The 21,821-nt window shown below is 66.2% G+C and carries 7 protein-coding genes; 5 read left to right on the plus strand and 2 right to left on the minus strand.

From position 1 onward, the window contains the following. Positions 1-105 precede the first annotated feature (105 nt). Positions 106-5,304, plus strand: coding sequence for an AAA domain-containing protein (locus ACFWUP_RS28620; protein ID WP_379239080.1), 5,199 nt, complete (start codon positions 106-108; stop codon positions 5,302-5,304). Here ACFWUP_RS28620 and ACFWUP_RS28625 read toward each other — a convergent pair. Beyond that, complete coding sequence (locus ACFWUP_RS28625) at positions 5,301-7,397, minus strand: DEAD/DEAH box helicase (RefSeq protein ID WP_379239081.1); 2,097 nt, start codon at positions 7,395-7,397, stop codon at positions 5,301-5,303. The genes ACFWUP_RS28620 and ACFWUP_RS28625 overlap by 4 nt on opposite strands. 241 nt (positions 7,398-7,638) lie before the next feature. Between ACFWUP_RS28625 and ACFWUP_RS28630 the strand changes: the two genes are divergently transcribed. Continuing rightward, complete coding sequence (locus tag ACFWUP_RS28630; protein ID WP_379239082.1) at positions 7,639-11,019, plus strand: hypothetical protein; 3,381 nt, start codon at positions 7,639-7,641, stop codon at positions 11,017-11,019. Then, positions 11,016-15,959: a DEAD/DEAH box helicase gene (locus ACFWUP_RS28635; protein WP_379239083.1), complete on the plus strand. Its 4,944-nt coding sequence runs from the start codon at positions 11,016-11,018 to the stop codon at positions 15,957-15,959. The genes ACFWUP_RS28630 and ACFWUP_RS28635 overlap by 4 nt, the downstream gene beginning before the upstream one ends. A gap of 16 nt (positions 15,960-15,975) precedes the next feature. On the opposite strand, the gene ACFWUP_RS28640 is transcribed toward ACFWUP_RS28635, so the two are convergent. Continuing rightward, positions 15,976-18,213 carry a 3'-5' exonuclease gene (locus tag ACFWUP_RS28640; RefSeq protein WP_379239084.1) on the minus strand — a complete coding sequence of 746 codons (2,238 nt, stop codon included), beginning with the start codon at positions 18,211-18,213 and terminating at the stop codon, positions 15,976-15,978. Between the two features lie 217 nt (positions 18,214-18,430). On the opposite strand from ACFWUP_RS28640, the gene ACFWUP_RS28645 reads away from it, so the two are divergent. Together ACFWUP_RS28645 and ACFWUP_RS28650 are read left to right on the plus strand one after the other, a co-directional pair. After that, the gene (locus tag ACFWUP_RS28645; RefSeq protein WP_379239085.1) at positions 18,431-20,377 is read left to right on the plus strand and encodes a UvrD-helicase domain-containing protein; all 1,947 of its coding nucleotides are present in this window, start codon (positions 18,431-18,433) and stop codon (positions 20,375-20,377) included. 130 nt (positions 20,378-20,507) lie between these two features. Continuing rightward, complete coding sequence (locus ACFWUP_RS28650; RefSeq protein ID WP_379239086.1) at positions 20,508-21,821, plus strand: hypothetical protein; 1,314 nt, start codon at positions 20,508-20,510, stop codon at positions 21,819-21,821.

Genomic DNA, 21,821 nt, shown 5'->3' on the forward strand with positions numbered 1-21,821 from the left:
GAGGAAACGACGAGCGGGCATGGTTGCGATCTGGGCATCCTGGTAGCGAATACGCCTGACCTGGCGATACCGTGTGAAGGTTGGCCTGGTGTGAGGAGAGATCGGATGTCGGACGCGGGGACCGTGGTGGATGCCGATCTGGCGGATCGGGCATCGCGGTTGTTCCGGTTTCTCGCGCGTGTGCAGGGGGTTGGTGGGGCCGCGATCCTGGATGCCAACGATCTCGGGGCCGTGGAATGGCTCGGCGAGCTCCCCGCGAGCACCGCGGTCCGGTTCACGCCGGGGTCGGAGGACAAGCCGTTCCTGCGGTTGGACAAGGTGCCGGTAACGCCGCCGATCGCGCCACCCGAACCCGAGGTTCGTTCGTGGCTGGTGCCGGGGCGGCTCGACGATCACGCTGCCGAACCGGCCCTGCGAGCGCAGCGGGTCGACGGTGGGGCCGCGGTCGAACGGCTGGCCGACCACCCGGAGGTTTCCGAGCGGTTCGGCGCGTGGCTGGCTCGGTGGCGTGTCTGGGCGGAGAAGGCGCGGATCGAAGAACCGGCCTATCGCTGGTATCGGTCGGTCTACCGGATGTACTCCGATGTCAACGCCTCGGCGGAGAGCCGAGAAGGTGTGCTGGCGCTGGGCTGTGTGGTGTGGCGGCGTCCCGAAACCGGGACAGTCCGTAGACACGCCCTGACCATGCCGGTGAAGTTCGAATTCGATACCGATTCCGGCACGCTGACTGTGCGGCTGGATCTGGATGCGGGCCGTTCGACGATGGAGCTGTCCGATTTCCTCGATCCGGGTGAGATCGCGGATCTGTCGCTGCTGCGTGCGGTGGAGCGCGAATTCCTCAGTGGGATAGACCCGTTCGACCATGACGCTGTCGGGGTGCTCATGCGTAGGCTGCTGCACAGCCTCGGACCCGACTCGTCCTTCCACGACGAGATGATGCCTGCTGCGGCGACCACCGAGCCGGTCGGCTACTACGCGCCCGCCCTGATCGTGCGCTCGCGTGGCACACGAGGGCTCACCCGGGTACTCGAAACCATCGCCGACCGGATCGAGGATCAGCGCCGGGTGCCGTCCGGGTTGCGCACCCTGGTCGATCCGTCCTACACCGCCACGGCCGACTTTCCGTCCGACAACGGGGCGATCGTGCGCGACGGAACCGACAGCTTTCTGCCGCTCCCGCTGAACGCGGTCCAGCTGGCGATCCTGCACCACGTCGACTGTCATCCGCACACGATCGTGCAGGGGCCGCCCGGCACCGGTAAGACCCATACGGCTGCGGCACTGATCGCCCACCTGCTGGCGCAGGGAAAGCGGGTGCTGGTCACCGCGCATACCGACCGGGCACTGGCCGAGGTGCGGGGCAAACTGCCCGAGCGGATCCGGGATCTGTGTGTGTCGGTGGCCGGTGCGAGCCGGGACAACTTCGACGACCTCAAGCTGTCGATGGAACAGATCGCGGCCGCGGCCGATGACCACGACGCGCAGGTGGCTCGGCGCAGAGTCGAGGCCGCTACCGCGCGCGTGGCCCAGTTGCGGGCGGAGCGCACGCTGCTCGGCGAACAGCTGCTGCGGCATCGCGAGCGGGAAGTGACCACTCACGAAATCGGTTCCTACCGTGGCACATTGACCGAGCTCGTCCTCCGGCATCGAACCGAAGCAGCGCAGTACGGGTGGATTCTCGGTCTCGACCAGGTCGCACCGGGGACCACGTCACCGATTTCGTCCATCGAGGCCGGGCAATGGCGCGACCTGCTGCTCGATGAAGCGCTGGCTGACCCGGAAGCCGCCGCTCCGGCCTTGCTCACCGTGCACGACGTGCCCCCTGTTGCGCAGGTCGCGCAATGGAGCCAACGGCTCGAAGCCGCTACCGCGCGGGTTGCCGCCTCGTCCGCACACGGGACTCGGCCGTGGATCGAGGCGATTCGGGGGTTGACGCCTGCGAGCCGTGCCGAGGTGTCGGCCATCGCGCGAAAGGTCGACAACGAACTCGCGGAGCTGGCAGGTAGCCGCGACAGTTGGGTTCGCGATGCCGTCGCCGATGTCGCCAGGGGACGGGGTGGGGTGTGGCACGGGCGGCGGACTCGGATTCTGGAACTGCTCGACCCCGCAGCCGCACTGACCCGTGAGCTCGGCATCTCGCAGATTCGGGTGTCCGGTGGCGACCGGGCGGCACTCGTCGCGCTTGCGACATCGGTGCTCGCCCATATCGAGAAGGCCGGGCCGCTCAAGCTGCGGGCAGACGGCGCACCGAAGGTCGGTCTCACCACCAATCGGGTGGTCAAGGATGCGGCACCCCTGTTCGAACAGGTGCGGGTGGACGGCCGGATACCGGTGGAGCCGAAACAGCTGCGCGCGTTCCTGTGCTACGAGGAAGTCGAGCGGCTGGTCGAACAACTCGACGAGGTGTGGACGGGATACGGTGTCGGTGCCGCGGCGCCCGGCAGCGCGGGGATGCGGCTGGCCCACCACCGGGAACACGCGGATCAGCTGCGAGCGCTGCTGACCGTTGGGGCCGAATTGGTCACGGCGGGAAGACAATTGCGGGTATTCGGGATGGCTGAGCCCGATTGGTCGGACTCGGCTGCCCGGCGGGCACTGCTCGCTTCTTTCGACGCGGCTGTCGCCATCGATGAGCAGGCCGAAGCTTCGGCATTGTTCGACACGGTCGCCACTCGGATCGGCGGGCTGCGCTACCAGCCCGGCGCCACCGCGAACCTGCACGATCTGCACCAGGCGATCGAGCGACGCGATGTCGAGGCCTACCAGCGCGCGCACACGCGGCTGGACGAGCTGAACAAGCTGCGTGCCCGGTTCGCCCGTCGGGCTGAACTCGACGCGCGGATGACGACATTGCCGCGGCTGCGCGAAGCGGTGGCGTCCACCGCGGTGGCGCAGGTGTGGGACACCCAGCTCGGCCAGCTCGAAAAGGCTTGGGACTGGGCCGGACTCGGGGCCTGGCTGGCCACCGTCGAACCCGAGCCGATCAACACGCTGTTCGATCAGCTCGACGACATCGAGGCCGGGCTGCGTGCCGAGGCCACCGAGCTCGCCGTTGTCAAGGCATGGGATCGGGCCGTGGCGCCCGACCGGCTCGGGCCCGCCACCAGGATGGACCTGCGGCAGTACGCCCAGCTGGTACGGCGATACGGCAAGGGCACGGGCGAGCATGCCGACCGTCGACGGCGCGAGATCCGCGAGACCATGAGCCGCTGTCGGCCTGCCGTACCGGTGTGGATCATGCCGATCTACCGGGTGGTCGAACAGCTCGAGATCGCCCCTAACATGTTCGACGTGGTCGTGGTCGACGAAGCCTCGCAGGCCGGTGCCGAAGCGGTGTTCCTGCAGTACCTCGCACCACGGATCGTGGTGATCGGCGACGACCGGCAGGTGTCGCCCTCTGGGATCGGCATGAAGATCGACACCGTGCGTGGGCTTGCCAAGCAGTATCTGGCCGACAATCAGCACAAGGCCAGCTGGATCGACACCAAACGGAGCCTGTTCGATGACGCGGGGATGCGGTTCTCCTCGCGCCTCACCCTGGTCGAACACCGGCGCTGCGTTCCGGAGATCATCGGGTTCTCCAACCAGATCGCCTATAAGAAGGATGCCAAACCCCTTATCCCCGTGCGGGTTTTCGGCAGCGACCGCCTCGCGCCGATCCGCACCGAGTACGTGGCCGACGGGGTCAGTACCAAGGGCAATCTCAATGCGATCGAAGCCGACCGGATCGTCGCGCGAGTGGCAGAATGCCTGGCCGACCCGCGCTATGAGGGCAAGACCTTCGGCGTGGTCTCGCTGCTGGGAGCGCCGCAGGCCGACCTCATCTGGAACAAGCTGCTCCTCGCCGTGTCGCCGGAGGAGATCGACCGCAGACAGCTGCGATGCGGTGACGCGGCCGACTTCCAGGGCGCCGAACGTGACGTGATGTTCCTGTCGATGGTGAAATCGCTGAACCCCGAAACCCGGTACATGCCGCAGACCGACCTGTCAGCCATCCAGCGGTACAACGTCGCTGCCTCGCGGGCCGCCGATCAGATGTGGGTGTTCCACTCGCTGCGGTTGCAAGACCTCGGCAATGCCGACGACATGCGCTATCAGTTGCTGGACTACTGCCAGTCCCACGAGGCCGCGCAGACGCTCGACGACGACGAATTGCCGACTCCGGTACGGGAAGACCGCGTGGTGGCGCCGTTCTCGTCGGTCTTCGAACAGCAGGTGTTCAACCGAATCCTGGACCGCCGGTATCGGGTGCGTGCGCACTACGAGGTCGGGATCCACACCCTGGACATGGTGATCGTCGGCGGACATATTCGGGTGGCTGTGCTGTGTGAAGGCGACGCCTGGGCCGGGCCGCAGGCCTACCAGCAGGCGTTGTCGTGGCAGCGTGATCTGGAGCGGTGCGGGTGGCCGTTCTTCCGGGTTCGCCAGTCGCAGTTCATCTCCCATCCGGAACGGGCGCTCGAACCGCTGTGGGAACTGCTGGACTCGGTGGGGCTGGCTCCTGTCGCCGAGGAGTCAGCGGAGCCGGTTGTTGCGGAAGTGGCTGTCTTCCAGCCGGTTCCGGAGCGGGAATTGCTGAGCAGCTTCCGGTGGGACAAGCCGTGGCTCGATGAAGCCGAGGTCGACGAACCGGTCGAGCCGGCGTCATCTGTGGAGCCCGAGCCCGAGCCCGAGCCCGCGTCGGTGCCGGAATCGTCGGCTGTCGAGCCTCCGATTCCGGAATATCCGCCGCTGCGCGTAGGTGCCCGGGAGAGGTTGGCCCAGCAACGGGCGACATCCGAGATCGCCGAATACCAAGCGTTTTCTGGGCTGCTCTCGGTTTCGGGGGCGGCGGTCAATGTCGGCTCGATCAAAGAGGATCTGCTGCGCATCGTCGAAGTCGAGGGGCCGGTGACCGCTGACCGCCTGCATGCGGTGATCGGTCGTGTCCGGCCGGCCGATGACGAGGATCGAGACCGGATGCCGGTGCTCATCGATCGTGCGCTGGAAGCTGCTGTGCAGCAAGGGTTATTGGTCGTCGAGGACTTCCTCGAGGTCGGGCAGCCGCACTGGCTCACCTACCGAACAGAATCCCAGCCTGCCACCCGGGTTCGGCTGCTCGGTGCGCGCGCGATCGAACATGTACCGCCGAGCGAGCTCGGTGAGATCCTCGCTCGCAGTGCCGAATCCACGGGGTGGTCCAACCGACCGGCGCTGATGCAGCGCGCGGTGTCACTGCTGGGCCAGGGGCAACTCACCGACCGCGCCATCGCGATGCTCGCCATCGTGTTGCCTGTCGCTCAGCAGGCACAGAGGGGGAACTAGAGCAAGGCTTTCGCGGTCGTGCCGCGCAGGAAGGCCGCGATCTGGACGAGGCGGTGCGGGGAAACTCGCAGGCCGTCCAGATCCGCGATCAGGGCGTGCATGCCGCCGATCGGGTCGGCGGAGTCGGCTGCCCACACCGCGATTCGTTCGGCAGCCGCGCGGTTGTGGCGTCGGTCGTCGGTGTCGGTGGTGGTGAGCACGAGTAGATCCTCGCTGTCGCCGCCGATTTCGTGGAAGACCAGGTGCTCGGCGCGTGCCGCGTCATCGATCAATTGGCGAAGTTCTGCCGGATCGCAGCAGCCGATCAGGTCACCGAGTTCCTCGCTTGTGCCGATATCGCCCAGGTTGGTCAATTCCGACAGTATCTCCGGGAGTAGCGAGTACGTGTCGATGCCGGAATCGTCATCGAAGTCGATCAGGTCATCGGCATCATCGGCATCGTTGGGGTCGGTGGCGAATCGGTGATCGACAACGTACTCGTCGAGTTCTGAATCCGGTTCGGTCTGAGGGCCCGCGGCGACGGGCTCCTGCTCCGCAGAGACGGATGTCGTTGCAGTGCTGTGCCATTGGCGAAGTAGTTCCACCAGACCGGCGGTGTCGGTCCGGACGATCTCCGCTGCCAACGAGCGGATCACCGCGGTCGTTCCCGCGTCGTCGCGGCTCGGGTCTTCGGCCGACCCGGCGACAAACGCCACGATGACCAGTCGTCGTCGCGATGACCGACCCGGCCCGACAACTCGGCTGAGACGGTGGACCAACTGGGTGCTGTCGCGCGTGCGGGCCAAGAGCAGTGCGATCTCTGCACCTGGGATCGTGAGGGTCGGATCGAGGATGCGCTGTTCTACGAGAACCGAGACGGACTTGTCGCGAAGGCCATCGGCGATGGTGGATCGCTGCTGTGCGGTGAGAGTGGGGCTTGTTGTCGCCGCGGCGACGCCGTTGGCGGCGAGAACGCGATGGATCTGCGCAGCCGCTACCGGTCGATCAGCGAAGATGACCGACTGTGTGGTGGCCAAGAGGTCGGCGGGTAGTGCGCGGACGAGGTCCAGTTTTGCTGAGCTCTCGGCCAGGGCGGTAGCGCGATCGGCGACAGCCGCGAGATATCGGTTCGCGTGGTGTGCGCCGGAACCCCGGCCGGCTGCGAGCGCTTCTACGAACAGCCGGAATTCCGTAGGTGATTCGGGTGCGCCGTAGGTTCCGACCAGGGTGTCGTACTCGCGGTCTACAAGTGCTTGCGCTCGGTCCAGCGCGGCCCGTTCTTTCGGGTCGAGATCGACCGCGACGTGAATCAGGGTGATCGGCTCGAGGACACCGTCGGCGCGCGCAGTCGCGTAATCGCAACCCGCCAGGACCGGGCCGAAGTAGGGAAGCAGCTTGGCACGTACGGTCTGGTCGCCGCGGTCGAGCGCGCGGGTCAGTGCCAGCCGTGTCGCGAACTGGTCGGTGAGGACCTGGGCGAACACACCGTCGCTGTAGCGGTCGATATCGTCGATGACGAGCAACGCGTCCGAGCACTCGGCAGCGGGTGCGATCTGGCGGAGCCGGGGGACCGTCGATGGCGTCACGATCGCTACCTGCCAGGTGCGCGGGCTGCCCAGCCGCGGGCCGATATTCGGTCCGGTGACGCGGCAGTCGGGCGCGACCGCCGCCAGCTCCGCCAACCAACGGGTGCATGCCTGATCGTCGGCGACAACGACCACAGCCGGGGTGCCCGCCGTGACAGCCTCCAGGACGGCGCGAACACCGAGCACGGTCTTGCCGGTGCCGTCGACGGCTTCGATGACGCCCTTGCGGCCCTTGTCGATCCACAGTGCGAGAGCGCGCTGCTGCCAATTCCGTAAAGGCCTTGTATCGGCGGCCACGGAGGTGGGCGGTGGGACGGTCGGCTGCGGTATCGGGGCGGGCTTCGGCGGTGTCAGGGCGGGCGAGCGCGGGACGACTTTCAGCGACCAGCGCGGCGGGTTGGTCGACGCATCGACCACGAAACGCGACCACTCCGCATACAACAGTCGATTGACGACGGAACGGTCGACACCGGGCTCGGCGAGGCACGCGACGATCTGTGGTGCGCTCAGATTCGGTTGCGCCCGCAATATCGTGACGATTCGCTCCGTCAGCCCATTTCGCACACCGCACCGCCTTTTCACCCTCGGCCCTGTCCGGCCTGGATCGAGGGTAGCGGCTCGATCGCGTGTGCGCGGGGCGTGTCGGTTCGATGAACCCAGGTGGCCGAGTCGGCCCACGGTGTCGGCGGGTGGTGCGATGATGGGCGAGCTGATGCGAAAGGTTTGCCGCTCGTGCAATGGGGTAGCGGCTGGGTGGAGGGGTGGTGCGGTGCCGGACAGTTTCGCGTGGCGCGAGGCAGGCGACGAGGAGTTCCGCCAAGCGCGGCGGCTGGAGCAGGTGTCGCTGTTCGCGGAATTGAACCTGGACTACGACGAGATCGTGCGGACCAGGGATCTGTTGGGCCAGGTCATTCGTCAACACCGGCCGCAATTGGGCACTTCCCGGCTGATCGACAAGTTCCCCGCGTTGACCCTGACGACGTTGATCGGCCACGCCGGTCTCGATTACGAACAGGGCAAATACTGGGAGAGCTTCTGGGACGAACTCGACCTCGAACGCGAACAGGATTTCGAGAACCTGCTCCGCGCACGGCTGCCGGTGTTCCTCCGCAAGTTCGGGATGCGTCAGTTTCCTGAGCTGAGCAGCCAGTACGTCCAGATGATGGCGGTGCATGCCGGGGTGCCGGTGCACTGTCTCGGCGATCTGGTCGACATCATCGAACAACACATCGGGCAAGGACGTGATCCCAGCGGTGCCGCGGTGTTCGAGTGGCTCACCCAGCCCGGGCTCGAATATCGCATGAACCACCTCGACGTTCCGGTGCGCAACTTCCTGCAGCACGGTGGCGAAGTGGCTGTCGACATCGTCGACCGGATCATCGAGTTCGCGGACTACACACGCGAGCACCCCGATTTCGCCAACGACATGGCGCTCGATACCGCGACGACAGGGCTGCCGAGCCTGCTGCTCGAGGCACTGATCAGACGCTGGAGTCAGCGGCCGTTCGGTGCGAGCGCGGTCGCCGCGGCCAGGTCGGTGCGAGCGCGACGACCGGTCCTGGCGTACTCGCGCACCGACGATCAGGTCGTCGTCGAGGTGCCGTACCTGCCGGAGTCCGCCGACATCGCGTGGTTGGTGTCCTTCGACGGCGAGACCACCAGTGTGCACGCGCGGCGCGGCTGGGGACTCGCGGACGGTGACGCACAACCACCGACTTCGGTCCCGGTGCCACACCGGGTGCGGGAGGTGGTGCTGCGTCACGAAGGCACCGGCCAGCACTATCGAATCGCCTTGGTGGACAAGACGGATCCGCTGCTGCTGTTCGATGAACAGGGCAGACACCTGTCGCGTCACGTCGCGTTGCCGCGTGGTGAGGTGATCGCTGTTCATCCGGCGCGGGCGCACCTGCACGACGCCCACACCGGTGCGGCACTCGACTACCTCACCGAAGCGACGCCGGTGGGCTGGCGTGACTGGGTCGCGCGCGTGTACGACCTGACCGACACAGACACCGTCGCACTCCACGACGACGAGAGGTCAGGGCCGCCGCGGCAGGTGCGGCGCACCGGGGCGGCCCGTCTCGTCCTTCCTGACGCGGTCGACGGGGTGTACACCAGGTCCGGCCTGCCCGTCTACGCCGAACGGCCTGCGGTGGATCTGCCCGCCCATGCCGTGGAACCCGTGGACTGGCGGGTGCGAGTACGTCGCACGGGCACGGTCGACTGGTTGGCTGACGACATCTGGGAATCGGACACAGAGCCGGTCTCGCTCGACCCGTTCGAAGGACTCGACCCGGGCTTGCTCGGCATGTTCGACGTGGTCATCAGCGGGCCGCTCGGTCAAGACATCCGGCACAGCCTGTTCATTGCTGAAGGACTCGTCGTCGATCACGCGGACGAGTTTCGCGTCCCGAACCCGGCCGGGCTGGCGCCGACCAGTTCGACGGTGTCGGGTGCGGCGCCCCTGCGGATCGACAGGTCCGAGATCCAGTTCGGTGCCACGGACCGGGAATCGTTGTTCGCCATCGCGTCGGGGGCGGTCACCGAACGGCTGATTGTGCGGCCACCGGGGGTGGAGCTGCGGGTGGATCCGATCGGGGCAGCCGCTCGCTGGCGGACGGTGGCGCCGGTGCTGACCGTCGATGATCTGGCCGAATACATGGTGGTGGCCGCGCGGGTACCCGGTTCGGTCGAAGTCGACATCGTGCTGGTCGACGACGCCGGCGCAATTCGTCAGATCGCTGAACCGCAGGTGCTCCGGGGCAACATATTCCAGTCGCCGACAAGGGAATTCACCGACACCGCGCGTTCGATGCGACGGTCGCGGCTCGTCGTGCGCATCGACACCGAAGACGGAGCGACCACCTCGGTCACCCTCGCCAGGATCCAGCCGCGCAGATTGTGCACGGGCGTGGAGCTCATCGGCGCCGACCTCGTCTTCGACGGTGCGACCGACTCCGACCTGGCCGCTTACGTCTGGCCGTGCACGGCACCGTGGATCGTGCCGATCCAGGTCACCCTGGACGGTGGGCGTGCCACGCTGCCCCCGGAGTTCGTCGGCGCGGGACCGTTGACCGTGCAGGTCTTCGTCGACGATCCGTGGACGGTGATCACCGCGCCCGAACACCCCGACGAGACCGCCTTCACCGTCACCCAAGCCGGTTGGATACACGACGCGGATCTCGGCCGGACCGAGCTGGCCCGTTACCTCGCCGGTGCGGGCGACCTGCCGCGCGCGAGCTCGGCACTGCCGGAGGCATGGACCGTCTACGCGGCGGCGAGAGTCGGGCAGGTGCACCGGTCGTCGGTGCGCTCCGGGCTGCTCGAGGTGTTGCGCGCCGACCCTCGGTCCTCGGCGGAAGCGCTGGACCGCAGCACCATCGCGCGCAATGCTGTCCCGGCCCTGCTGATCAGTAGCGGCTTGATCGAACTGGACCTGTCCTCCCCGATCCGGTCCGGGGCGCTTACCGATCCGTGGCTCGGCTGTCTCGTCGGTATCGCCGACCTGCCGTTCGTCGCACTACACCAGGCGAATTCGGCCGCGGCCGAAATGCGAGCAGAGCTCGTCAACTACGGCGGCAGCCAGCTGATCGACCTCCTTTCCGGTGATGCGCGTGGCGCCTGCACCGATGTCTTCGATGCCGCGACCGTCCGCCTGCACTACATGCCGGACGCGCAGTTCGCCGCCATCAAACAAGCCTGCGAGATCGTGCCCGCCGCCCTGCTCGACGGTGACACCCGCCGCAGCGCGATCTTCGAAGCCTTCGCCCAACGGCTCGCCTGGCAGGACGACCCGGCCGCCACCGCCATGACCGTCCAGTCGGCGGACCTGATGCGGCTGCTTCGCCGTTCGTCGGCTGCGATCTACGACATGGTGAAAGCTCGCAACGAAGCATTGACCGGCGCCGACACGACCGAGTTCCCCTGGCTGCTGGTGTCGATGCAATCGCTGCTGTTCGCCGCGGTGGCCCGGCTGCGGGCGCGATCGGTGATCCGGGATTGGTCGATGCCCGCGCCGATGCGCGAATCGTGGGCGCGCCTCGCCGAACTGTGTCCCGCACTGGTGTGCACCGACGTGCTCATCGCCGACGCGGTCGCCTCCCACACCCTGCACCACGACCTCATCAACAAGATCGGAGAACCACGGTGACCGAGCGACTCGATCCCCTTGCGGCAGGCGCGGATATCGAAGCCGGTTACAAGCGGTACTTGAAAACCTTGCTGGCCCCGCGTGATCCGGTATTGGCCACGGCATTCGACCGGGCGGTGGACGAGACGTCGCTGCTCACCAAAGGGCCCCTGCTCGAGCTCACGCCCCCGTACGCCGCCGGGGCGTCGTTGCGGTCGTTGGTCGGCGAGGGCGTTCTGCACCCGAACTTCACCGAGTTCGCCGAGACCATCGCGCTGGATCGTCCGCTGTATCAGCATCAGGAGACCGCGGTCCGCAAGGCGGTCGCGGGCCGGAATCTGGTGGTGAGTACGGGAACCGGCTCCGGTAAGACCGAGAGCTTCCTGTTGCCGATCCTCAACGCGCTCATTGCGGAGAAGGCGGCAGGCACGCTCGGTCCCGGAGTGCGTGCGTTGCTGCTGTATCCGATGAACGCCTTGGCCAACGATCAGCTCAAACGGCTGCGTCAGCTGCTGGCGGCCACTCCGGACATCACCTTCGGTCGGTACACGGGGGAGACCAAGCAGCGTCGCATCGACGCGGAATCGGGCTACCGTTCGATGTTCCCCGGGGCAGCTCGACTGCCCAATGAACTGCTCAGCCGCGAAGAGATGTGGGAATCCCCGCCCAACATCCTGCTCACCAACTACGCGATGCTCGAATACCTGCTGCTGCGTCCGCGCGATATGGAACTTTTCGACGGAAAGTACGCGCGGACATGGCAATTCATCGCACTCGACGAGGCGCACGTCTACGACGGCGCACAAGGCAGTGAGGTCGGCCTGTTGCTGCGCAGGCTGCGCGACCGGGTGGCCGGCGACCGGCCGCTGCAGTGCATCGCGACGTCGGCGTCGCTGTCGGGCAGCACCGACGACAGGCAGGGGATCGAGGCAACGGCCTTCGCGCAGAAGCTCTTCGATGTCCCGTTCGAGTTCGTCGACGGCGATCCGTCCCGCCAGGATCTGGTCACCGCGACCCGGATGCCGCGCAGACCCGAACCCACCTGGCAACTCGACGACGACAAGTTACTGAAGCTCGCCGAGCCCGACGCGGATCTGACGTGGATCGGTGCGAACGCGGCGTCAGGCGATACCGCCGATGCCTTGCATGCGGAGCGTCGGACCGCCGATCTCAAAAAGTACGCGCGCGGTGGTCCTGCGAGCATGAGGGACCTGGCCGGGCATCTCTGGCCCGATGACGACCTCGCGGCGACCAAACTCGAGGCGCTCGTCGCATTGGGCTCGAAAGTAACCGGCGCAGACGGTAACCCGGTGTTGTCGGCTCGATATCACCTGTTCGTGCGCGCCACGGAGGGCGCGTTCGTCAGCTTCACCGATGCCGAGCCCAGGGTTCTGCTGAGTCGGCACGAGATCGACCCGGTGACCGGCCGGGCGGTGTTCGAGTTCGGTACCTGTCAGCGCTGTGGTGCGGTGCACCTGGCGGGCGAGCCGCACGCCGAGGGCGGGCGTGAGTACTTCCGTCCTGCCAAGCGGGACTCGAAGGTCAAGTGGCTGGTGCTCACCGACAGCGATGCAGCCGACCTCGTCGACGAGGACGATGCGACGCTCGACGAAGACGCGGGAACGGACCGCGGTACCGGGATCCGTTCGTTGTGCTCCGGGTGCGGCAGGCTCGACGGCGGTGCCGGATCGTGTGGGCTCGACTGCCCGGGTGGTCCGGTGCTGCGGGTGCGGGAACATCCTGGGGCGCAACGGATCATGAGCAAATGCACCGAGTGTGGGGCACGGTCGCGGCAGGTGATCCGGCGGTTACGGACCGATACCAACGCCGCGCCGGCGGTGATCACAACCGCGCTGTATCAGAACCTGCCCGCCGCCGAGGACGAGACCGCCGAGAATGTCGGTGGCGGACGCAAGCTGCTGATGTTCTCCGACTCACGGCAGGCCGCTGCGTTCGCGGCGCCCTATCTCGCCGAGACCTACGGGCGGATGCTGCAGCGCCGCTACCTCGCGCACGTGCTGTCCCAGCCGAAGTACGCGGGTGACGAGCTCTGCCCGGAAGATCTCGCCGAGGGGGCGCGCAAGGTCGCCGTCGACGCCGAGCACTTCGATGAGCGCGCCACCCGCACCGCCCTGCGACGCGCGGTCAATCCGTGGGTGATGGCTGAGCTGATGGCGATGGATCAGCGCATGTCGCTCGAAGGGCTCGGGTTGATGGCGGTGTCGCTGTTTCGGCCTCGGGCAGCCAAGATTCCTCCGGCGTTCGCCAAGTTCGGGCTCACGGACGAAGACTTCTGGGGCCTGCTGGACGAGTTGGTGAAGACGATCCGGTTGCAAGGCGCGATGAGCCTGCTGCCCGATGTGGACATCAAGGATCCGATCTTCGAACCCCGCGCGAATCGCATCTGGATCCGATCCCGTGCCGCCGATCGGGACCGTCGCATCATCAGCTGGCTGCCCGGTGGCAAACCCGGAACCACCAACAATCGGATCTTGTTCCTGCGCAAGGTCTTCGCCGCGATCGGCGCCCCGCCTGATATCGCCGAACGTGCCCTCGACGCGTGCTGGACGTTCCTGATCGACAACAAGTTCCTCACCCAGGAGACCGACCGCATCGCGGGGACACTGCATCAGCTCGACCAGGAGCAGCTACGGATCCGGCCCGGAGCCGAATGCGACTGGTTCCAGTGTGGGGCGTGCCGCCGGTTGACCACGCACAACATTCGTGACCTGTGCCCACAGGGAAACTGTGACGGGCGGCTGACGCCGTTCACCCTGCCCGCGCACAGCGACCAGGACACCAATCACTACCGGACCACCTATCGCACCATGGCCATGCTGCCCCTGTCCGCCGCCGAGCACACCGCCCAATGGGAGGCGACCGCCGCCGCGGAAGTGCAGCGCGACTTCGTCACCGGCCGGGTGAATGTGCTGTCGTGCTCGACGACCTTCGAGCTCGGTGTCGACGTCGGCGAACTGCAATCGGTGATGCTGCGCAATATGCCGCCCAAGACCGCGAACTACGTGCAGCGGGCCGGACGGGCCGGTCGCCGCGCGGCCTCCGCGGCCTTGGTGGTGACGTACGCGAAACGCAGTTCGCACGACCTGTCGAAATTCCAGAACCCGGAATCGATGATCGCGGGCCGGATGCGGATTCCCTGGATTCCCATCGAGAACGACCGGATCGGCCGACGTCATGCCCATTCCATCGCGCTGGCCGCCTACTTCCGGCACTGCTTCGACCGCACGGGGGAGGAATGGCGGACGGCCGGGGACTTCTTCACGCCCACCGACGGTGCGCAGGACTCACCGGCCGCACAGGTCAGGAAATTTCTGAGTCCCGTGCCCGAATCCGTGCGCGCCTCTCTACGGGCGGCGCTGCCGCAGCGGATCCAGCACGAGATCGGTGTCGACGACGATGCGTGGGTCGACCGGCTCTGCGCGCAGCTCGCCGATGCCGAGAACGACATCCGAACCGACATCGCCACCTTCGAGGAACTGATCGAACAGGCGGTGGCCGACCGGCAGCTTCAACTCGGACACAGACTGCAGAAGACCCTCGAGACGATCAACAAGCGGCAGCTACTCGGCTACTTGGCCAACAAGAATGTGTTGCCCAAGTACGGATTTCCGGTCGACACCGTGGAACTGCGGACTTCCCATTGCGAAGGAACCGTCGGAGCGCGACTCGAACTGTCTCGCGACCTCGGGCAGGCAATCTACGACTACGCGCCCGGAAACCAAGTGGTGGCAGGCGGGAAATTGTGGACCTCGCGTGGTCTGCACAAACTGCCCAAGCGAGAGCTGGAGACGCTGCAGTACCGGGTGTGCAAGGCGTGCAACCACTTCGAGTGCGGGCATGTCCTCGACGGGCCTGCGGTGTGTTCCAACTGTCAGACCGAGTTCGAGCAGACCAAACGTTGCGTCCTGCCGGAGTTCGGTTTCGTCGCGGATCGAAAGCCCGATGACGTGAAATCGGAACCGCCGAAACGCTCCTGGTTCGGTGCCAGCTACGTGGAGACGATCGGGGAATCGGTCGAGCTGCCACCGTGGCACTCCGACACAGGGGTCGAGGTGCTGGCACGGTCGGGCACCAGGGCCAGGTTGGCGGTGATCGGGGAGGGCGCCGGTAGCGGATTCGTGTTGTGCGGGTGGTGTGGCTGGGCCGATCCGATCGGAGCGAATCGCGCCAAGACCAAGGGGCACGCCCGACCAGCCACCGGCACCGCGTGTTCTGGTCCACTGGAAGTCGTTTCGCTGGCTCACCGCTATGAAACCGACGTCGCCGAGATCACCTTCTCCGCCGAGCTCGCCTACACGCCAGAGGCCGAGGCGCGGTGGCTGTCAGCGCTCTACGCACTGCTCGAAGGCGCGTCCGAGGCGCTGGAGATCAGCCGCGACGACATCGACGGCACCCTGTCGTGGAGCGTGGACGGGCGACGCAGCATCGTGCTGTTCGACACGGTCCCGGCCGGTGCGGGCGCGTCGAAACAGATTGCCGCGCAACTCGACTTGGTATTGCGTGCGGCGGCGGAGCGGGTCACCCAGTGCGACTGCGGCGTCGAGACGTCCTGCTACGGCTGCTTGCGCTCGTTCCGCAACGAGCGCTTCCACGACAAGCTCACCAGAGAAGGCGCGCTGGCCGTATTCGACGGGCTGGGACTTGTCTGCGCCGAGGATTCGGCCGTAGATCATTGGGGCTTCGCGCCCACCGAGGTGTCGGATGTGGTGCGGGCATTGATTGCCGAGCTGGCGAAGGCCGGCGTGCCGCAACCGGAGATCGGCATCGAGGAGGGGCGCCACTACTGGCCGGTCGAGCTGGCGTGGCCGTCGTCGAAGGTCGTCGTGGTGGAAGGTTTCGACAGCGATCGGGACTCCGGATTGCGCGGGGACGGCTACCGCGTGATTCCTGCCGAAGCCGACGACGCTGCGAGGCAGGTCGGCGCGCTCGTGATGCAGTGAACCGATTCGGGGGTGGTCAGGTCAGCAGTTCCGAGATCTGACCGCTCCACGTCACCACGAGCTCGTCGCGTGCGCGGCTGGCCGCGACGTACAGCAGCGACCGCTCGCGTTGCCTGGCCTCGGCTACCTCTTCCTCCGGCATGCCGCGCAGCCGTGCCCGCGACGGCACGTGCTCGCGATCGACACCGGCAAGGATCACACACCGGAATTCCATGCCCTTGGCTCGATGCATCGTCAAGACCAGCACGCGGTCGCCCTCGGGCAGCTCGTCGTCGAGGATCTCGGCATCGACGCCACGATCACGCAGGGCGCGGGCGAAGAGGTCCCGATCCTGCTGTGCGCTGGCCAGTACTGCGATATCGCCGGGCGCGACCTTGTCGGTGTCGATCCACCGGGTGATCTGATCGGCGATGACCTGGAGTTCGTCTGTGCCCGAACGGCATTCGACCAGCCGCGGATTCGGTCCGAGTCGGGCACTGGTGTAGCCGGCCGTGGATTCCGCACCTTCTTCGAGGTCGCGGTACTCGCCGCCTTCGAGGATGCTCACCGCGAAATGCAGGTTCTGGGCTGTCGTACGGTAGTTGAGGGTGAGCTTGGCAGACCTACCGCCGCGGATATTGATCCCGAGCCTGCTGAGAACGACAGGCTGACCGTAGATTCGCTGATGCGAGTCCTCGGCGATGAACAGGTCGTCGGGACCTTCGGCAACCAGCGCCCGCAACAACGACCAGTGAGTGGCGTGCAGATCCTGCGCCTCGTCCACGATGACATGGTCTGCCGGACGTACCCCGGTCGACTCGGCCCGCCACTCGAGGTCGGCCGCGGCGACCGCGAGGACCTCGGGGAAAGACAGCCGACCGGCGGCGCGACCGATCCTGCGGTACTGCTCGAAAATATGCCAGATCGCTACCCGCTGTTGACGAGACAGCCGCACCCCACGCCCGGCCCGCGGTACCCGCAGGTACTGCTCCTTGGAGGTCACCCCGTTGCCAAGGACGACGGTGACGTACTCGGTTGCCAGGAACGACGCGTTGCGAAGCCTCGGATCGAGATCGGTTCCCGCCGCGTCGACCGCCTCAGCCCAGCCGAACTCGGCCCCGCGTCGGATGCTGCGCCGGGTCGACGTGCCCGGTCCGTACACCATGTCGAAACTCTGCTCGAGATCACGGCCGGCGGTGAGGACGGCGGCAGCGAGTTTGTCGAGACCTGCCACGTAGACACCTTTGTCGCCGGGCTTCTCGGCGAGCGTGATGCCAGGGTCGAGCGCACGCAGGTCGTCCTGAAGCGACTTGGCCAGAGTCTTGTTGAAGGTAGTGACAACGATGCGGGCATCCGGGTTGCGATGCGCGAGATACCGCGCACGATGCAAGGCGACAACGGTTTTGCCGGTCCCGGCACCACCGGAGAGACGGAACGCTCCTCGATTGCCTTTCTCGACGAAGCGGCGCTGGTTCGGATGCAGGAACGTCCGCCACGCCTTGAAATCGCCCTCCTCGATGACGCGGCGCAGTTCGTCGCTGTCGTCGACGAGGGTGAACTGCATCTTCGTGGCCGGATGGGCCAGCGCGGCCAGGATCTGCTCATCTTCGTCGAGATCGTGGTCGACCGGCTGATCGGTGAAGCCGAGCCCGTCGCGGATGTCGTCTATGGATCTGCCCGCAGCCAGTTCGAGTACCGCGTTCTGCTGCCAGGTGACCGGGGAATCCTGTGCAGCGAGATGGATCGTGTCGCGATCCGCCGCCGCCAGCGCGGCGGCGGCGAGCTCGCGACCGAGGCCGAGATACTCGGTCAGCTGGGTCAGGGTGTAGCCCGCCCGGGCGAGGTAGCCGGTCGGCGATTGTGCGGCGAGCTCGACGAGTTTGCCGCTGCGGTCGGGCACCACCGTGCGCTTACGTCGATCGTCCTTGCCGTCCAGCGCGCCGACTATGCCTTCGAGCACGCCGTTGACCTTGTTGACCTGCAACTTCGATTGGGCGGCCAACTCGGTCGCCGCTTCGCTGTGCCAGGTCCCTACATAGATGTAGGTGGGGTCGCCGAGCCGGTCCTCGATGCGGAACATGATCGCGCGATGCTCGGGGTCGACCTGCCCGGTCCGCACCCTCGGGTCCACCGCCCCTGGCAACTTCTCGATACCCAGGTCGATGCTGGTGTCATCGGTGCCGACCCGGTCGAGGTAGCGGTAGATGCGGTCCTTGACCACACCGCTCAGCTTCGGCATCGACTTGTTGTTCGACGCCACCACGACCTGTGCCACAGAGTTCACCGTCCGTTCTCGCTCGTTCGGGCAATAGTATGGCGCCCTCCTGATCGGACGGCCCGGGCGGTCGATCGGCCGAGATCGCAGTGTGCCCACAATGTTGCGAACGCCCGAGAATTCCGCGAATTCGACTGGGGTGAACCATATTTCGTTATGACCACGCGCATTTCGCCTAACCTGATCCTGGACGTACACAGCTACGCAGGGGGCAGCGATGGCATCTATCGGTCGAGATCGACGGCGGCATTGGGTCGAGCAGCGGCTCGCGGAGGTACCTGGGCTCGGATCCGAGCGCCGACGGGCACTGTCGGTTCCGCTGATGGAGTCGGGCTGGCACGCACTGGTGTCGGAGACGAACCCACTGGGGAAACGAGCCGACGCATTTCTGGTCGGCCGCTCGGGGATCTACGCGCTCGTATTCTCCGACGAAGTACCAGGTGAGTCGGTGCTGCGCGCGATCCGCACGCATGCTGAGGAGACGTTGGCTGATCTCCAGTTCGACCGACGCGCGTTCGTACCCCACATGGTGCAGGTAGTGGTGGTGCTCCCGCGTGAAATCCGCTGGGCGGACGGTCGAATCCGGGTGGTCGACGAGGCGACGTTGCGCGCGGCGCTCGGCGGCGGAAAGGTGCTCGATGGGAAACGCTCGCGGTTGCTGGTGGAGGCCATCGCCCTGAGGCTTTCCGATTACATCCTGATCAGTACCGACGATGCGCCGACACCCGAATCGACCGCGACCGAAGGTCTGTTCACCGGCGAGGAACTCCACGAACACGAACGGGAGCGGGTGCTGCGACGCCCGTTCGCGGAATGGATGACTTTCCTCGATCCCGAGCAGCTGGCGTTGGTGCACCGGAACTTCAACGGTCCGGCGAGGCTCAGCGGTCCGGCCGGAACTGGCAAAACGGTCGTCGCCTTGCATCGGATGGCACGGTTCGCCAAGCAGAACTCCGGCCGGATGCTCTTCACGAGTTTCGTGAGAACGCTTCCCGCCTACCACCGTTCGGGATTTCAGCGAATCGCTCCGCACGTCGAAGACCGGGCCGAGTTCGAGGGGCTGCACGCCTGGGCGATCCGGTTCTTGCGGGACCGGGGCATTATGCCGCCCTTGGATGTCGACGGCTGTGAGAACGCCAAGGCGAGGATCTGGGTGAAGCATGCACGCAGCGCCCTGTCCGAGATAAAAGGTACCGGCCAGAGTTATTGGTCGGACGAACTCGATCGGGTGATCAAGGGGCGCGGCATCGCCACCCTCGAGCAGTACCAGTCGATCGAGCGGATGGGGCGCAATCGGGTGCGGTTGGGTCCCGCCGGTCGTGAGACTGTGTGGAGGTCGATCTATCTGCCGTACCAGCAGTGGCTGGAAGAACACCGGATTTGCGATTTCAACGACCTGTTCCGTTGTGCCAGTGAAGAACTCAAGGCTCGTCCGCTCGCAGAGCCGTATGGTCTCGTCGTGGTCGACGAGGTTCAGGACTTCACGCTGACAGAATTGCGGCTCGTTCACCAGATCGCCGGTGGCCGCCCCGACTCGCAGCTCCTGTTCGTCGGTGACGGCCAACAACAGGTGTATCCCGGCGGCTGGCGCCTGTCCGACGCGGGAATTCCGATCGTCGGTCGCGGCGCGGTGCTGCGGGTGAACTACCGCAACAGGGCAGCCGTGCACGACTACGCGAAAGCTGTCGATGCCACCAACACCGTCGACGACCTCGATGGTGGCGCGGGCGTGGTGCTGCGCGACAGCGACGTGGTACTGCCCGGTGGGGAAGCCGAAGCGGTGACCGGGAACAGGCGCGAAGTCGAAGCGAAGCTCGTCGAGGCGGTGAAGTCCGCGCAGTCGCGAAGGGCCGACCTCGCGGTGCTGGTCGCCACCACCAGCGAAGCGGACCGGTTGCGCAGGATCTTGACCAAATCGGAAATCCCGACATGTCCGCTGACCCATTACGACGGAACGCAGCACAACGAGGTGAAGGTCGGAACCGTACACCGAGCCAAAGGCATGGACTTCGCCGGCGTCTTCCACCTTTCGGTCCGCCCACGGATTCCGATTGCCGAGCTGGACGGAGCCGAGCGGGACCGGGCAGATCTGGACGCGCGGCAGACGATGGTCGCGTTGACCCGGGCCAGGGACTACATCTGGATCGGTGTGGTCGAGGGATAGGCAGCAAGGCCGCGACGGCGATCGTGGACTATTCGTTACCTGATCTACGAACGCCGTGAGCCTCCGACCGCATCTAAGTCAGTGAAAGGACCTGAGCGGGAACAGGTTCTGTAGATCGGCGAGGAGTGACATGTCCAATCTCGAGGAGCGGATGAGGCTGGCGGTCGAGTGGCTGGAATCGAACCAGTTCTCCGATGGGGCGGGTGGGGCCGGTTGGGGATGGGTGCATGATGTACCGCCCAATCCGCAGAACACCGCGGAGGTGGTGTGTGCGTTGACGGCGGCGGGGATCGCCGTGCCGCGGGCCGACGAGGTGTTGCATCTGGTGCGGCGGACCATGATGGCACCGCCGTGGGCTGCGCCGGGGGAGTTCAGCGGGGCCATCGACATCGCGTGGCGATTACGTGCGATGCACTGTCTAGGTGTGGGATTCGATGATCCCGATGTGCGCGATTGTGTCGAGGCGCTGATTCGGGACCAGGATCTGGAGTCGGGCGGCTACCGGATGTCGGGGACGGTCGGGCCGGTATCGATCACGGCGACAGCTACCGCGCTACATGCGCTGGGGCCTTTCATCGGCGTGGACGATCGGATCGCCCGGGCAACTCTGCGGGCGGTGACTTTTCTTGTGGTGACAACGCTGTCCGACGACGTCCGTACCGAGCCTGTCTACGCCGCAGCACAAATCGCGGAGGTTCTCGCGCGACCGGAATACGCGTCACTGGGTGGCAAGCGGTCGCGTCGGGCGTCGGAGCTGGCCATCGCGCGGGTACTCGACGGGCTCGCCGATGATGAGGATTGCAGCGAAGAGGAGTCGTTCCGGCGCGGCGAGGTAGCGCACACCTGGCGGCATCTCAGTTTGCACCTGGCGGTCAGTGCGCTGCTGTACGCGGACGGTGACCTGATCTTCCATCCCACCGTTCGTGCGGCACTGACCGAGATGTTCGACCTGCAGGAGATGACGCCGCAGCACGCGGCGCACGGCGGGTTCAACACGTCGAGCAAAGGATTCGTCACGTCCTTTGCCACGAAGTTGGCGGTCGAGGCGATGGCGCACGCGCGAACGGCAGTGACCGCGACAGTCAATCCCGGTCGCATCTTCGACATCATCTGCCGGTTCCAAGGGGCGCACCACACGGATGGCAGCTCCATAGGTGGGTGGGGCAATCGACGGTTGGTGATGAACAGCTTCACCGGTGTCGCGGTATTCGTGCTGTGCTCGGCGGCGGCGCTGACGATCGCGCTGATCGCTGCGATCTATCGAGAATCCATCGGCATCCCGAGCCGCATACTTTTCGTCTGGGGCACTGTCTTTTTCGCGATCGGGGTGCTCACGTGGGCGACGAGCCGGTTCCCGAATGTTTCCTCAGGGCGGATCGCGGCAGGGGTCTTCGCGGGGTTCACCGCGGTGGTGTTGCCGATCGTCACGTACGTGAATTCTTGA

It is taken from the genome of Nocardia sp. NPDC058658 (assembly GCF_042716665.1).
Classification (GTDB): Bacteria; Actinomycetota; Actinomycetes; order Mycobacteriales; family Mycobacteriaceae; genus Nocardia.

Bases quoted from the DNA above. Each gene is read 5' to 3' on its own strand.
- ACFWUP_RS28620 (WP_379239080.1), top strand. From the start codon at position 106: ATGTCGGACGCGGGGACCGTGGTGGATGCCGATCTGGCGGATCGGGCA.
- ACFWUP_RS28645 (WP_379239085.1), top strand. From the start codon at position 18,431: ATGGCATCTATCGGTCGAGATCGACGGCGGCATTGGGTCGAGCAGCGG.
- ACFWUP_RS28650 (WP_379239086.1), top strand. From the start codon at position 20,508: ATGTCCAATCTCGAGGAGCGGATGAGGCTGGCGGTCGAGTGGCTGGAA.